This window comes from Desmonostoc muscorum LEGE 12446, from assembly GCF_015207005.2.
Taxonomy (GTDB): Bacteria; Cyanobacteriota; Cyanobacteriia; order Cyanobacteriales; family Nostocaceae; genus Nostoc; species Nostoc muscorum.
Genome location: NZ_JADEXS020000001.1, coordinates 2,525,169 through 2,539,656 on the forward strand (window position 1 = coordinate 2,525,169; position 14,488 = coordinate 2,539,656).

General features: G+C 41.0%; 9 protein-coding genes and 3 pseudogenes. 6 read left to right on the forward strand and 6 right to left on the reverse strand.

What is annotated here, in order from left to right:
• The first annotated feature begins 1 nt into the window (after nucleotide 1).
• Nucleotides 2–772: an ABC transporter ATP-binding protein gene (locus IQ276_RS10955; protein WP_193919243.1), complete on the forward strand. Its 771-nt coding sequence runs from the start codon at nucleotides 2–4 to the stop codon at nucleotides 770–772.
• Nucleotides 773–781: 9 nt separating this feature from the next.
• Here IQ276_RS10955 and IQ276_RS10960 read toward each other — a convergent pair whose 3' ends face one another.
• On the reverse strand, nucleotides 782–1,657 hold the full coding sequence (locus IQ276_RS10960) for a DUF4351 domain-containing protein (RefSeq protein WP_193919245.1): 876 nt from the start codon (nucleotides 1,655–1,657) through the stop codon (nucleotides 782–784).
• 163 nt (nucleotides 1,658–1,820) lie between these two features.
• Between IQ276_RS10960 and IQ276_RS10965 the strand changes: the two genes are divergently transcribed.
• On the forward strand, nucleotides 1,821–2,552 hold the full coding sequence (locus tag IQ276_RS10965; RefSeq protein ID WP_193919247.1) for an ABC transporter ATP-binding protein: 732 nt from the start codon (nucleotides 1,821–1,823) through the stop codon (nucleotides 2,550–2,552).
• A gap of 6 nt (nucleotides 2,553–2,558) precedes the next feature.
• Here IQ276_RS10965 and IQ276_RS10970 read toward each other — a convergent pair.
• Nucleotides 2,559–2,849 (reverse strand): annotated as a pseudogene (locus tag IQ276_RS10970) (hybrid sensor histidine kinase/response regulator); the annotation flags it as partial.
• A 277-nt stretch (nucleotides 2,850–3,126) separates the two neighbouring features.
• Here IQ276_RS10970 and petN point away from each other — a divergent pair.
• From petN to IQ276_RS10985, 3 genes and pseudogenes are all read left to right on the forward strand, one after another.
• Nucleotides 3,127–3,216 carry a cytochrome b6-f complex subunit PetN gene (gene petN, locus IQ276_RS10975; protein ID WP_012408302.1) on the forward strand — a complete coding sequence of 30 codons (90 nt, stop codon included), beginning with the start codon at nucleotides 3,127–3,129 and terminating at the stop codon, nucleotides 3,214–3,216.
• A 4-nt stretch (nucleotides 3,217–3,220) separates the two neighbouring features.
• Nucleotides 3,221–3,385: a hypothetical protein gene (locus IQ276_RS10980; RefSeq protein WP_193919246.1), complete on the forward strand. Its 165-nt coding sequence runs from the start codon at nucleotides 3,221–3,223 to the stop codon at nucleotides 3,383–3,385.
• Between the two features lie 421 nt (nucleotides 3,386–3,806).
• Nucleotides 3,807–4,592, forward strand: a pseudogene (locus IQ276_RS10985) (GAF domain-containing protein); the annotation flags it as partial.
• 241 nt (nucleotides 4,593–4,833) lie between these two features.
• On the opposite strand, the gene IQ276_RS10990 reads toward IQ276_RS10985, so the two are convergent.
• On the reverse strand, nucleotides 4,834–6,294 hold the full coding sequence (locus IQ276_RS10990; RefSeq protein WP_193925627.1) for an ISLre2 family transposase: 1,461 nt from the start codon (nucleotides 6,292–6,294) through the stop codon (nucleotides 4,834–4,836).
• Nucleotides 6,295–6,510: 216 nt separating this feature from the next.
• On the opposite strand from IQ276_RS10990, the pseudogene IQ276_RS10995 reads away from it, so the two are divergent.
• Nucleotides 6,511–8,871 (forward strand): annotated as a pseudogene (locus IQ276_RS10995) (GAF domain-containing sensor histidine kinase); the annotation flags it as partial.
• A 115-nt stretch (nucleotides 8,872–8,986) separates the two neighbouring features.
• Here IQ276_RS10995 and IQ276_RS11000 read toward each other — a convergent pair.
• From IQ276_RS11000 to IQ276_RS11010, 3 genes are all read right to left on the reverse strand, one after another.
• Entirely contained in the window at nucleotides 8,987–10,450 is a 1,464-nt protein-coding gene (locus IQ276_RS11000; RefSeq protein ID WP_193922109.1) for a hypothetical protein, read from the reverse strand.
• Nucleotides 10,447–10,791, reverse strand: coding sequence for a hypothetical protein (locus IQ276_RS11005; RefSeq protein WP_193922111.1), 345 nt, complete (start codon nucleotides 10,789–10,791; stop codon nucleotides 10,447–10,449). The genes IQ276_RS11000 and IQ276_RS11005 overlap by 4 nt, the downstream gene beginning before the upstream one ends.
• 108 nt (nucleotides 10,792–10,899) lie before the next feature.
• Nucleotides 10,900–14,262, reverse strand: coding sequence for a CHAT domain-containing protein (locus tag IQ276_RS11010; protein WP_235115584.1), 3,363 nt, complete (start codon nucleotides 14,260–14,262; stop codon nucleotides 10,900–10,902).
• Nucleotides 14,263–14,488: the final 226 nt, after the last annotated feature.

Genomic DNA, 14,488 nt, shown 5'->3' on the forward strand with positions numbered 1-14,488 from the left:
AATGACAAATAACATTATTTTAGAAGCCAAATCACTGACTCGCCGCTTTGGAGGTTTAGTGGCGGTGAATAATGTATCTTTTACAGTCAATCAATATGAGATTTTTGGACTGATTGGCCCTAACGGCGCTGGGAAAACAACACTGTTTAATTTGATTACAGCTTTTATTTCCCTTTCTAGTGGAGAATTACGCTATCAAGGTGCTAATATTTCCCAACTACGCCCGCATCAAATTGCAGGTTTAGGTATCGCTCGAACTTTTCAAAATATTCGCTTATTTGGTGAATTATCAGCGTTGGAAAATGTAATAATTGCCCGACATTTGCATAATAAAAGTAATGTATTAACAGGAGTTTTGGGATTACCACCAGCGCGTCGAGAAGAGAAAAAAAGTAGGCGAAAAGCTTTACAATTATTGGAGATGGTCGGCTTGAGCGATCGCGCTGGTGAAAAAGCTAAAAACTTCGCCTATGGTGATCAACGCCGCCTAGAAATTGCCCGTGCGTTAGCCCTAGAACCGCAAATTTTACTTCTTGATGAACCGGCTGCGGGAATGAACCCCAATGAAAAGCAACAACTGAGTGAATTTATCCGTAGTCTGCGAGAACAGTTTAGTTTAACAATTGTGCTGATTGAACACCATGTACCATTAGTGATGGGTTTGTGCGATCGCATTGCTGTGTTAGATTTTGGACAGTTGATTGCTTTGGGTGAACCAGCTGTAGTTAGAAATGATCCGGCTGTGATTGAAGCTTATTTGGGTAATGAGTAACTGGGAAATTTAAGCAGACAAAGCTGTGATAAATTCTTCTAAAGAATTTACTGCGATCGCACTATCCATTAAACTTTCTAATTTTTCCACACTTTCGCCCTCAAGCCTTACTTCCACCTCACGGGGAATTTCGCCAAAGCGTTGTTGCAATACTCGGATTAACTGCCGTTTTACACCTTGTTGAAGTCCTTGCTGGAGTCCTTGCTGGAGTCCTTGCTGGAGTCCTTCAGTTAAAATTTCTTGATACCAAGGCGATTCTCGCAATACTGCCATATCCCACCTCATGATTTGTTGCACTAAAGGTGTGTCTAACACAAAGCTAGCAAAAAATGCCAGCAACGATTCTAATTGATCTAACTGTGCATCTGCTCGTAGTACCTGTAATGCCCGTTGCACTACTGATGCTTCTGCGCCTCCTCGCAGAATGGGCACAAACGGTAACAACGACGGTAGTGGTTGCCCAAAGACTATTTCTGCGTCCACTTCCCACAAATTAATTACGCGATAATCTTGAATAGCACGTAATCCCAAAAATTCCTGCTCGTAACTACTGACAATAGTTAAGCTAGATGGAGGCGGTAAGATGTTGACGAGTACTGGGTAAATTGGCAGTCGGTAGCGTTCATGTGCCAAGGCAGTATAGGCTCTCATACGTAATGGCATATGTGCTGTATAACGCAACTGTAGTTCATTTAATACCAGAAAATCTCCGTGAGTAGGACTGTATGCTTTCACCAAAACATCTGTTTCGCGGCTAATCCATTGAAACTCCGAACCAAGAATTTCTTTTGCCACGACTTCAGGACGCTGTGTCACCCACTGCACCCATGCATCGGGAGCTAAATTAATTAGTCGCTTGCCACCAATATCTGCTGCTTTTGCCACAGGACGCTTGATATCGTTATCAATAATTAATGGTACAGCACAAAGATAGCAGTATTTCCGCGTTGATTTTTAGGTTGAAGCAATCCTACTGTTTTAGGAAACGTATTATTGATGTATGTTAGGTGTTGTGCCAACATTGAATATTTATAGATATCAACTGCCGATGAACGCTGATACTAGACCAAATTACACTATTTTAGAAATTCAAGAACTGGATGTAAATTATGGCGGTATTCAAGCTCTGAAGAAAATTAATTTAATGATTAAAAAAGGCGAGGTAGTTACTTTAATTGGCGCTAATGGTGCTGGGAAAACTACTACACTGAGGGCTATATCTAAAATAGTTAATCCGAAAAGTGGTGTAATTATTTATGATGGACGAAATATTACGCGCTGCCAAGCTCATGAAGTTGTGCAATTAGGTATTGCTCATTGTCCAGAAGGACGAAGAGTATTAGCGCGGCAAACAGTATTGGATAATTTACTTTTGGGTGCTTATATTCGCTCAAACAAATCAGAAATCAAAGCAGATATTGACCGTCAATTTGAGCTATTTCCACGTTTGTCGCAAAGACGCAATCAACTAGCAGGAACCTTGAGCGGTGGTGAACAACAAATGTTAGCGATCGCTCGTGCTTTAATGAGTAGACCAAAACTGTTACTTTTAGATGAACCTAGCTTAGGTTTAGCACCTGCGATCGTCCGGGAAATTTTCTCGATTATTGAAAATCTGCGGGCTACCGGTGTGACTATTTTGTTAGTTGAACAAAACGCTAATCTTGCTCTACAAATTGCAGATAGAGGTTATGTTCTAGAAGCTGGTTCTATCACTTTAACAGGTGCAGCATCAGAATTAATTAGTGATGAGCGACTGAAAAAAGCTTATTTAGGATGATTAAATTAAACTACCTGCAATCCAATAGTATGGATACCAAAGCGTCCAAATATCCATTAAATGTCCAGTACCGCAGGCAATGATAAAAGCACCAAATAACAGAAAAACTCCATTGAAAGGAACGTCTTGGCGCTTGTAAATAAAGTAAATTAGTAGGAAGGGAATGGAATAATAGGCAAGAGCAATGGTGGCATCAGAAATAATGTGGAGCCAAACTAATCCAGTTTTCCAGAGATAACAATGTCCGTGGGGAATAAAACCGTCGGACTGGAAAGCGTAGTTGAAAAATATCGGCATCATACTGGGGGTTGGGGAATTTGAAATGTCTACCCATAAACCCAGTATTCCCAAACCATCAAGTGTAAAGTGTGATCGCTACTTTTTTATACTCGTTTTCATGATTACTTAAAATATCAACCCACCAAGATAAAGATGGTGTCTAATTTGCGTAGGCGTAGCCTGTCGTAGACATAGCCTGCAAAACTTACAATATCATTGATAAAAAAGTCTGAGCTGCCCAATCCCTGTATGATAAACATTAGAAACCTTTTGTAATTATTTGAAAAGTGGGACTATGGAGATTTTGACACTAGGTTGGGTATCACTGTTAGTTGTGTTCACTTGGTCAATTGCAATGGTAGTCTGGGGACGTAACGGACTGTAGAGGTATGGTAGAAAGTCCATTCCTGAGTATTTTGGCTTTAGTTGCTGTAGTGCTGCTCGTAGTAGTCACTGGTGGTATTGGTTATTTGACCCTGGCAGATTGGCGCGATCGCCGTCGTCGAGATGAAGAAAAACGCACCACTAGCAGCACCACTCCCAAGCGGCGCTAATCCCCTCGTCGTTGAAAAATCTTTTTGTAGGGACATGATAATATCATGTCCCTACATTATTTTATACAATCTTTGCAACACATTGATCATCTGTAGGGTAGCACAGCGGTGCTACCCTACCCAGTGTATTTGTCGCATTTTTTTCAAATTGGTAAGCTGTTCGTCATCTAGTTTTACAAGGCAATTTAAGACAGGAAACGGTTTCAAGCGCTAAATTATCAAATTTAAATGTGCGACAGCTTATTAGCACTCAGCAATGGCTAAACGCCCCGCTACCCCTAACAGCACTCACCACTCTTCATCCAATTCCCAGTCCCTAATCCCCAATCCCCAATCCCTTTTACACAGATAATTGTTACCTTTGCGATGGTTGAGGGAATTATGAGATGTAGAACTTTTAATATTTAAAATTCCCCAGGGAATGGAAAACTCCTCTATTATTCAACCCATAGAACCAAATTCAGAACAGCAAGAATCTCATTGTGATGTCACATTCTCCTGGCGTCAGAATGAGCAACAAAAAGCTTTGTCGGGAGTTGTTGCCCGAATTCGTGAATCTTTAGATATAGACGCGATTTTTAAAATTACAGTTACTGAAGTCCGCCAGCTTCTGAAAAGCGATCGCGTCGGTGTGTTTCGTTTTTATCCTGATTTGGCATGGGAAGGAGAATTTATCTATGAAGATGTGGGAAGTGAATGGAGTTCAGCACTAGCAGCCAAACTACGGGATCACTGCTTTGCCGAGGAGTTTGCAGGATTATATCAGCAAGGCCGAATTAAAGCAACAGCTGATATTTATCAAGCTAGCGCCAGTGATTGTTACGTCCAGATTCTGGAAAGATTTCAGGTACGCGCCAATATAGTTGCTCCCTTGTTGAAAGGTAAAGATTTATGGGGATTATTGTGTATTCATCAGTGTCATAGTCCTCGGCAATGGGAAGCATCAGAAATTGAGTTTGTGCAACTAATTGCTGAACATCTAGGAGTAGCTTTACAACAAGCAGATTACTTAGAACAAGTGAAGCTACAATCGGCACAACTAGCACAAGCAAAAGCTAAAGAAAAAGCAGCAGAATGGCAGAGAACTATAGCCATAACTATTGAGAAAATTCGTCAGTCCCTGGACTTGGAAAGCATTTTCCGCACCAGCACCGCAGAACTTAGACAGTTACTAAAGGGAGCAATGCGATTTTGTGAGGTCTGGTCAAAAACAAGCGATGCCTGCGGCGGGCGTAGCCATCGCTAAAAATTATATTTAGGTACAAGGTGATTTTATTTGCAAATAAAATACTGGTTTGCACAAAAATTCATCTTGATGAAATATCTCAAAAAGATTAATAGCAAGTCATTTGACGATTTTTTATAAAAATATCTGCAATCAGCCTTTCATACTTAGTATGAATTATGTCAAAAAGTAAATTAAAGGCAAGATTAAAGTATAAAATTTATCAAGCAGCTTGGGGTTTGATAAAAGAATTAAAGATAGAACCACAAAAATTATCCCAACTTCCAGCCATCCATTGACAACGCAGATGTAAGATAATTTCTGCATTTTCTTTCAACCAAAATTTACTGTTACCCTTGATTCTTAAGTTGACAACTTGACGAATTAAACTCTCAATTGCTCCACTACCTATTGGTAGTTTTTGGTCTAGTATCTTAGCGTAATTTAAACGCCTTTCACGATAGGCACGTAAAAGGTAATTTCTCTGTGTGACCATAGTTTTACAACGCTCTCCCGTAGCTTCAGATATAAATTCATCCATCTGCCTAATTATGGTCATGGCATTACTTTTTTTTAAAGTTCTCCGTGCTTTTTTAAACCAATTATTCCGCTCCTTATCATCACTAAACGCTACATCAGCAAATTTCTGTAGCCGTTCAGTAACATGGTAAAAATCAAATAATTGATAAGTCGCATCGGGAGATTTCAATTTCTTTAAAAGAGGGGGAATATGCTTCCAAATCCATTCAGCACCGTCAGCAACTAATAAAACTTGTTTTGCTTGACTAATTCCCAAACTAATCAGATGCATTTCTAAAATTGGCAAAAAGCCTTTATAGTCTTCATAAGTGCCATCATTTACAATGTTTATTTCGCCATTTTTAACTTTTTTACCCTGTTCATCAACCACATAAATTGTTAATAATTTTGGCTCAACCCATTCCCCTGTAAAGCCGTGCTTGTTTGTTTTGAGATTTTTTCTACCTTTTTTATTAATCCTAATTCTACTCCTGCCACCATCTACAGCAATCACAACTCTCTGGTCTTTAAGTATATTCCCACCAGGTAATTTACCTTGTTGCAAGTTAGATATTTTAGTTTGACGTAAATCAATGCTGATTTGACCAAATTTATATGTCAATCGTTCAATTCGTTTAAGACTAATATTAATTCCCCAATCACCCAGGATTGTATGTGCGGCTTCAAAAGAACTAGCTATGGCACCATATTTTGTAATATCTGACCAAACTAATGGGGTCAAGCCTTCTGACATTCCTAACCATTTTAGCAAGGGGCAGAATCCAACATTAGTAGATTTATTCTTCGCTTTCTTTTCTCTTTTTTGAACAACGTATGGTAATTTAAGATTTACTACAACATTACCTACTGTTAATATTTCCCTCTTCGTATAACCGTGTCTTTGTGTGTCGGTATGCCACCATCCTTTGGTTTGATTAATTGCTGTTTGATGAGCCGACTCTGATTGAGAAAGCTTATGCAATAATATGGCGATACATTGACCCGCTAAAACTAAGGCAGCCTGTCTAATTTTTTCTTCTCTTTCTTTAACTATTTTTCCAGACCACTCCTCGATATTTTTCAAATCTAAAAGGTTAGTCACATCCTTTTGAAAATCTGATAATGAATCGGCAAAATTTAAATTTGCAGATATATTTTTTTTCATAAAGGTAGATACTTCCTATTTCAAAACTATTCCTGAAAGGAAATTTTACCTTTTTTTCTAGTAGCAACAATGTACAGAAACTTTGTTTTTGGTAGCAGGTTGTATCTTCTAAGCAATATTGCTGCAACTTTTGTATAAAATACTAAATATATACGTAAGAGTTTATTAGCGATCGCTCTCCAGGTGGGGTCATCTCACAAAATCGCATTGCTCCCGTTACTAAATGCCGATCGCGTGGCGATTTATCGCTTCAATTCAGATTGGAGTGGTAAATTTGTCTTTGAATCAGTGGCAGAGGGTTGGATATCGCTGATAGATGAGCAATCGCGCCAGCCAGAATTGAACGAAAACATCAGCGAATGTAGTGCTAAAAATTTAGCTAAACCCCCAGCTGCTGATACTTATTTACAAGAAACGTCAGGAGGTCGCTTTAGCAGAAGTGAAGTATACCGTATTTGTAATGATATTTACAATGCAGGCTTTAGCGACTGCTACATTAAAATCTTAGAAATTTATCAAGCAAAAGCTTACGCGATTATTGCTATTTACCACGGTCAAAAGCTCTGGGGCTTGCTAGCAGTATACCAGAATGCCGGAACTCGTGATTGGCAAGAAGATGAAGTTTACTTGCTCACCCAAGTTAGTACCCAACTGGGTGTAGCTTTGCAGCAAGCGGAATTTTTACAACAAATGCAACTCCAAGCAGCACAGATTAGCAAAGCTGCTGAAAGGCAAAGGGCGTTAGCCAACACCGTCGAAAAAATTCGTCAGTCGCTGGAAATTGAAGCTATTTTTAAAACCACTACTCAAGAAGTCCGACGGTTATTAGAAGTAGAACGAGTAGCAATTTATCGCTTTTATCCTGATTGGAGTGGCGAATTTGTCGCCGATTCTATTGTTGATGGCTGGACGCCAGTGGTTAAGCCCCAGCCTGTGACGGAAGGCGTTCTTGTGCAAGGAACTCAAGCAGGTAAGTATGCACGTAATGAGGTTTTTGTACCTATTTCTCAAGGTGAAAAGCTTTGGGGATTGCTAGTAGCTTATCAAAACTCCCAGCCCCGTTATTGGCAAGATGAGGAAATTAACTTGCTGGCGCAAGTTGGTGTCCAATTAGGGGTAGCATTACAGCAAGCTGAATCTTTGAGACAGGTGCAAGTGCAAGCCCAGAAACTGGCTAAAGCTGCTGAAAGGGAGAAAGCCTTAGCCGCAACCGTAGAGAAAATTCGTCAATCTCTTGATATTAACACCATCTTTGCTACCAGCACAGAAGAAGTCCGACGGCTATTAGAAGTCGATAGAGTGACAATTTATCGATTCCGGGCTGATTGGAGTGGGGAATTTGTCGCTGAATCCTTAGCCCAAGGTTGGATACCAGTCAGGGAACTTGTAAGTGCCATTGCAGATGATTACTTGCAAAAGACCCAAGGCGGAAACTTTGCTAATGGTAAAATACTAGTCATTAAGGATATTTACAAGATTAATTATTCTGTCTGTCACATTGCCTTAATCGAGCTAATTCAGGCCAGGGCATATATGATTGTGCCAATTTTTCAGGGGGAAAAACTCTGGGGATTACTAGCAGCATATCAAAATATGAAACCCCGTGATTGGCAAGAAGATGAAGTTGATTTGCTGATGCAGATTGGCACTCAGTTAGGAGTAGGACTTCAGCAAGCGGAATTACTGGAACAGACTCAACGTCAAAAAGAAGAACTCACCCAAACTCTCAAAGAATTACAGCAGACTCAAAGCCAGTTGATTCAAAGCGAGAAAATGGCAGGCTTAGGACAATTAGTTGCTGGTATTGCACATGAAATTAACAATCCAATTAGTTTCATTTACGGGAATATCACTTATGTTAGTGAACATGCCGAAAATTTATTCAAATTACTCCGTTTCTATGAAAAACAGCATCCACAAATAACAGCAGAAATTCAAAAGCAAGCAGCAGAAATAGACTTAGATTTTATCGCCGATGACTTACCAAAAATTCTCACTTCAATGACAATGGGTGCAGACCGGATTTCTCAATTGGTATTGTCCTTACGAAGTTTTTCTCGACTCGATGAAGCCGAAATGAAACCCGTTGATTTGCATGAAGGCATCGACAGTACTTTGTTAATTTTACAACATCGGCTACAACCACATACCAATTCTTTTGCCATTGAAATAATTAAGGAATATGGTGATTTACCTGCGGTGGTCTGCTATGCAGCGCAGATGAATCAGGTATTTATGAATATTCTCAATAATGCCATTGATGCTCTGGAACACTCAGTAAATTTTGGTCAAATAATTGAGAATCCTAAAATATGGATTCGGACAAAAGTCCGAGAATGGAATACTATTTTAATTTGTATTGCAGACAACGGTTGTGGTGTTCCAGAAATGGTGCGATCGCGTATTTTTGAACCTTTCTTTACTACTAAGCAACCTGGTCATGGTACTGGTTTGGGGCTATCTATTAGCTATCAAATTATTGTGGAAAAACATGGCGGTAATATCAAGTGTGTTTCTGAACCTGGTAATGGCTGTGAGTTCTGGATAGAAATTCCCATGAAACACAGAGTTCGTTAAAAAAGAGCTACCGACCATATCATGTCCCGTAAAAGACTTATGATTTAGGCTGATGCGGGGACGCGGAGAATTTTTTTGATAAGTGATTAGGCAGACATGATCTGATAATCTTGGGCTATTGCTGGCGCTTGCGCTTATGGGACTGCCAAAGTTGATCGCAACCCCAAATTAAGATTCCGATCGCGAAGCCAAAAAGTAAACTGTAGGCGATCGCAGCAGTAAAGCGATTGGTCACCGGAGTGTGCAAAACTTGGAGAATGGGGTCATTTTGCACCAAGCTGTAACTAGATGACATGATTCCCCCAGCGCCAATGCCAGTACCGACAGCTAAGATGGTAATTTGTAAATTGCGATCGCTGATCTCTTTCTTATCTTCCGCTAAGCGATCGCTTTTTGCTCTGTCTATTTCTACGCGTCCCCGGATGGAGGCGATCGCTTTGTCTAGTAAGCTGGAACCATGAGTAAAATAACCCAACTCTGCTTTGATTTGTTCTTGGAAATCAGGACTGTTTTCTAAGCTAAATTTTTCTAAGAAGCTAATATCTTCATCTTTGACGATGCCGCGCATTTGTTGCAGTCTGTCAGCATAGTTTCGCCCATTGATGGCGATGGTGTTTTGGTAAGATTCTAGATATCGTAATAAATTGGCATAGTCTAATGCCATTTGGGGAAGAGTTTTTAATTTTTGGCTTAAATTATCTAATTTTTCGTCATTTAATAGTTGAGCATCAATTTGTTTAAAATTATTGATTTCAGCTTCGATTTTTTGATATTCTTTATTTGTATCTTCATAAACTTCGCGGCTTTTTTGAAAGGCTTTGACTACTTTGGCGCGAAAGAAAAATAAATCTAATAATTGTTCTTGATATTCATTAAACTTTTCTTCGGCTTCTGGGTGGCTGAAGAACCAAACTAAAACATGGCGGTAATTAGTTAATTGACTAAACAATCCGTATTCAAATATTGGGCTGCCAAATAAAGTAGCTGAACCTGCAAATGGCGGAATGGGGTAGTTGTTGGGAAAGAAAGTTTCAAGACATTCATCAGCTAAAGTTTTCAAAGCTTTTTGGTTTTGGGGATCGTGTTCTGATGACAGCCAAGCAGTAATTATCAGGGTTTGATTGAGAAAGTTTTCATTTCCTCCCAACAGTAAGCAATTGTTTGGATTCAGCTTTTTGAAAATTTGAATATCTACATCTTCAGTGCGTTGATGATTTTCGTTTTCTGGACGACGTAGATTTAGCCATAATCCATAACTGTCATAAAGTCTGAGCGGATAGGCAAACCCTTGGATTAATAAAGGTGAGTTGTTATCTAAATATATCTCACCGTTATCAATAGGAGCTATATCCATTTGTTTCTCAGCTTTGATTAAAGAAACAATGGGATTATCCAGGTCTTTATCTAAATCCAGCCATTGCATTAAATCAAAATTTGGCTGCAATATTTTCTGGATTATTTCATTGCAAGTTTGCCAAAGCCAATGTTTATCTCGCTCATTTGCATTATCGCCATTGGCGCTTTTTTGCAGATGAAAGGCAAATAAATGAACATTGGGCGCGTAGACTTTCGGACTCATTTTTTATTTGGTTCTGGGGGTAGGTTATTTTGTCGGTCATCAATTATCTTCTTATAGTCAGGAAATTGATTGATTAAAGTCCCCTCTTGGTTGGCTGGATTTCGCTTTTTAATAGTAATTTCTTTGGCGGTAAATAGCACAGCATCTCTGACATCTGGATATTTCCTATACCAAGCGATAATCGGAACAGCAGCTTCTAAAACTGATTCATTTTCCAAATTTGCCAAAGTTGTCTTGATTGTTGATAAATCCGCCTGACTTTCTTCATCAAAAACAAACCCTTGCTCCTTTACGACTTGAAAAAAAGCCTCAACAATCGCCTTATCTTCATCAGTTGCCATAATCATACCTCCATCAAGATTTTCTAGTTGAAATTAATTCTGCATTACCCGAAATCGTTGTAGAGACGTAGCAGTGCTACGTCTCTACATTGCGAACGGCATAACGGTTTAATTTCCAATCGCACAAAAACCAGCCCAAGCCGCAGGTTTAGCAAAGGGTTTATCATTGGGATTCTCACATCCATAGTGTTTTTCTAACCGATTCTGAATTATTTGTTTATTTTCTTCATTAATATTTCGGTGTTCTTCTGTCCACTTGATTAAATCGGGTTGGGTGGCGTTGCGTAACCACTGCTGGGCTTCACAAAGTCCTTGGGCAACCGGTAAAGACGGCAGATTGTCGTAAAATCGAATCATCAACAACGCCGTAGCAAAGTCATCCACTGACCACAGACTACTCACTACACTAGAACTCCCGGCTTTAAGAAAGCCACTTGGTAAACCAATATATTCATCGCTGGTAGTGGATTTGGTGAGTCCGGTTTCGCAGGCGGAAAGGGTGACGAGGCGGCATTCTGGTAAGTTGAGATTGAAGATATCAACTAAAGTTAGGCATTTTTCTAGGTCTAGAGTATTACCATCTGCTAATGTTATCTGACGACTTTGGGAGTCTGCACCGGGGATAGGAGAAACACAATTAGCTAAAGCAATGGCAGAATTCACAGGGGTTTTAATATCAAAGTAGCCGTGACAAGAAAGGTGAATGACTTGCACATCTGGGGAATTTGCCACGGCTTGTAATAAAGCTTGTTTGGTGGCTTGGGCTTTTTTTAAAACTGTCGTGGGATGAAAGTGACGCTGAATCGCTTCAACTTCCATATTCGTATAAATCAGGTTGTCGCTGGGATCTTGGATGGCGAATAAACTTTGTTGCGGCTGATATGGGCGTTTTTTGGCTAACTTCAACAGCTGACAACTGGGTGCATATCTCACGCCGTTAGGAAATCGATCTAGGAGATAGGATGAGGAGGATGAGGAGGATGAGGGAGATGAGGGAGAGACTGGTAAAGCGTGAAGCGGTAATAAATGCAGGTAGCGATGGGGGACGAGAATTACAGCGTTGCAGGTATTTGGAACTAAATGAAGTACATCATTAATATGTAGGATGTCTGCTAACTCCTGGAGTTTCCCAGCTAACTGATGTCGCCACAGAGGTTTATTTTTGTCGTAAGTTTTGAGATACTCATCTGACCATTTATTTAAAGCGTCGAAATCTTCAGCAGTAGATTTCCAGATTCGGGGTGTTTGATCTTGGCGGGTGATGATCAAGACGCGAAAGCAATCATTAAATATGTACCATTGCAAAATCGCAGTGTGGTTATCTAACAGCCCTTGAATTTCGGCAAAGCGGATGTGTTCTAGGGGGATGACTTGCTTAATTAAATCTTGGCGTTGTTGGCGCAGTTGGTTTAGGGATGTTGGTTCAGAATTGTCTGCGGCTGCTAAACGGCGTTTTTCTTCAGCGATTTGTTGTTGTAGCTGGTGCAGTGCTGGTGAACCTTGATTCGCCAACAGTTCTACTAAGTTACGCGTCTTGCTGCGTTCGATGTATTCAACTGCTTGGTCATCATATTTTAATTGCAGACAAACTTCCACCATGCTGCGATAAAGCTGATTCCATTCTTCGGCGAGTTTTTGTTTGATTTCATCGCCAGAGAAAATTTCACCCCGCAGAAATTCTACTGTGTCAATGGCAGATTTAAAAATGTTGTAAGCTTCTGTAAATTGTTTCGCGTCTACGTAAGCTAACCCCAAGTTGAAAGCAGTGTCAGCATGGTTTTGCGGCAAAGCCTGACGGGTGCGAACTTGCAAAGCATCTTCGTAGCATTTGATGGCAAGTTCTAAATTATCTGCCCTCTCCCCTCGGATGCGGTTCCTGTAAGCAGCGCCCAGGTTGTTTTGCGTCATTGCCCAATCTATGGGAAAGCGATCGCGGGTGTATTCTAGCAAAGCATCTTCGTAGCATTTGATGGCAAGTTCTAAATTATCTGCCCTCTCCCCTTGGATGCGGTTTCTGTAAGCATTGCCCAGGTTGTTTTGCGTCGTTGCCCATTGTATGGGAAAGCGATCGCGGGTGTATTCTAGCAAAGCATCTTCGTAGCATTTGATGGCAAGTTCTAAATTTTCTGCCCTCTCCCCTTGGATGCGGTCACTGTAAGCATTGCCCAGGTTATTTTGCGTCGTTGCCCATTGTATGGGAAAGCGATCGCGGGTGCGTTCTCGCAAAGCATCTTCGTAGCATTTGATGGCAACTTCTAAATTATCTGCCCTCTCCCCTCGGATGCGGTCACTGTAAGCATTGCCCAGGTTGTTTTGCGTCATTGCCCAATCTATGGGAAAGCGATCGTGGGTGCGTTCTAGCAAAGCATCTTCGTAGCATTTGATGGCAACTTCTAAATTATCTGCCCTCTCCCCTCGGATGCGGTTCCAGTAAGCAATGCCCAGGTTGTTTTGCGTCGTTGCCCATTGTATGGGAAAGCGATCGCGGGTGCGTTCTCGCAAAGCATCTTCGTAGCATTTGATGGCAACTTCTAAATTATCTGCCCTCTCCCCTCGGATGCGGTCACTGTAAGCATTGCCCAGGTTGTTTTGCGTCATTGCCCAATCTATGGGAAAGCGATCGTGGGTGCGTTCTAGCAAAGCATCTTCGTAGCATTTGATGGCAACTTCTAAATTATCTGCCCTCTCCCCTCGGATGCGGTTCCAGTAAGCAATGCCCAGGTTGTTTTGCGTCGTTGCCCATTGTATGGGAAAGCGATCGCGGGTGCGTTCTCGCAAAGCATCTTCGTAGCATTTGATGGCAACTTCTAAATTATCTGCCCTCTCCCCTCGGATGCGGTCACTGTAAGCATTGCCCAGGTTGTTTTGCGTCATTGCCCAATCTATGGGAAAGCGATCGTGGGTGCGTTCTAGCAAAGCATCTTCGTAGCATTTGATGGCAACTTCTAAATTATCTGCCCTCTCCCCTCGGATGCGGTTCCAGTAAGCAATGCCCAGGTTGTTTTGCGTCGTTGCCCATTGTATGGGAAAGCGATCGCGGGTGCGTTCTCGCAAAGCATCTTCGTAGCATTTGATGGCAACTTCTAAATTATCTGCCCTCTCCCCTCGGATGCGGTCACTGTAAGCATTGCCCAGGTTGTTTTGCGTCATTGCCCAATCTATGGGAAAGCGATCCTGAGTAAAAACGGTGAGTGCGATTTCATAACCTGTGATGGCAATTTCCAAATTATTCGCCCGGTTCCCCAAGGGAAAGTCCCACATCCGGTTACTGAAATTGATGATATCTACTACAGTGTTTCGCGCTGTGTCTATTTCTAAGTCTGATAGAGTTGCCATTGCCCAACTGCGTAAAATTTGGGCAAAGTTCATGTCTAGCTTCTCTCGGTTTGCTTCCAGCAGTGGGTGGATCACCTTGGCATCGCCGTTGCTGTCTGCTGTAGCTTTGAGTACCTGTAATAAAAACTCAAGCATGGGAGTCAGATATAGGGGCTGTGTTTGCGCCTGTGTTGCTTTTAGACGAGGATAATCCTAGCTTTTCAGTTATTTGACGGCGAATTGCTTGTAAAACATTCCACAGCATTGGTGATTACCCTAACTTCCAGCATTCTCGGCATTCATGGATTTATTCTTCATTTTACAAGCTTGCGATTCCGCAAATCAGCATTCAGACGCGATGAATCGCGTCTCTACATGATAT

Bases quoted from the DNA above. Each gene is read 5' to 3' on its own strand.
- IQ276_RS10955 (WP_193919243.1), top strand. From the start codon at position 2: ATGACAAATAACATTATTTTAGAAGCCAAATCACTGACTCGCCGCTTT.
- IQ276_RS10965 (WP_193919247.1), top strand. From the start codon at position 1,821: ATGAACGCTGATACTAGACCAAATTACACTATTTTAGAAATTCAAGAA.
- petN (WP_012408302.1), top strand. From the start codon at position 3,127: ATGGAGATTTTGACACTAGGTTGGGTATCACTGTTAGTTGTGTTCACT.
- IQ276_RS10980 (WP_193919246.1), top strand. From the start codon at position 3,221: ATGGTAGAAAGTCCATTCCTGAGTATTTTGGCTTTAGTTGCTGTAGTG.
- IQ276_RS10990 (WP_193925627.1), bottom strand. From the start codon at position 6,294: ATGAAAAAAAATATATCTGCAAATTTAAATTTTGCCGATTCATTATCA.
- IQ276_RS11000 (WP_193922109.1), bottom strand. From the start codon at position 10,450: ATGAGTCCGAAAGTCTACGCGCCCAATGTTCATTTATTTGCCTTTCAT.
- IQ276_RS11005 (WP_193922111.1), bottom strand. From the start codon at position 10,791: ATGGCAACTGATGAAGATAAGGCGATTGTTGAGGCTTTTTTTCAAGTC.
- IQ276_RS11010 (WP_235115584.1), bottom strand. From the start codon at position 14,262: ATGCTTGAGTTTTTATTACAGGTACTCAAAGCTACAGCAGACAGCAAC.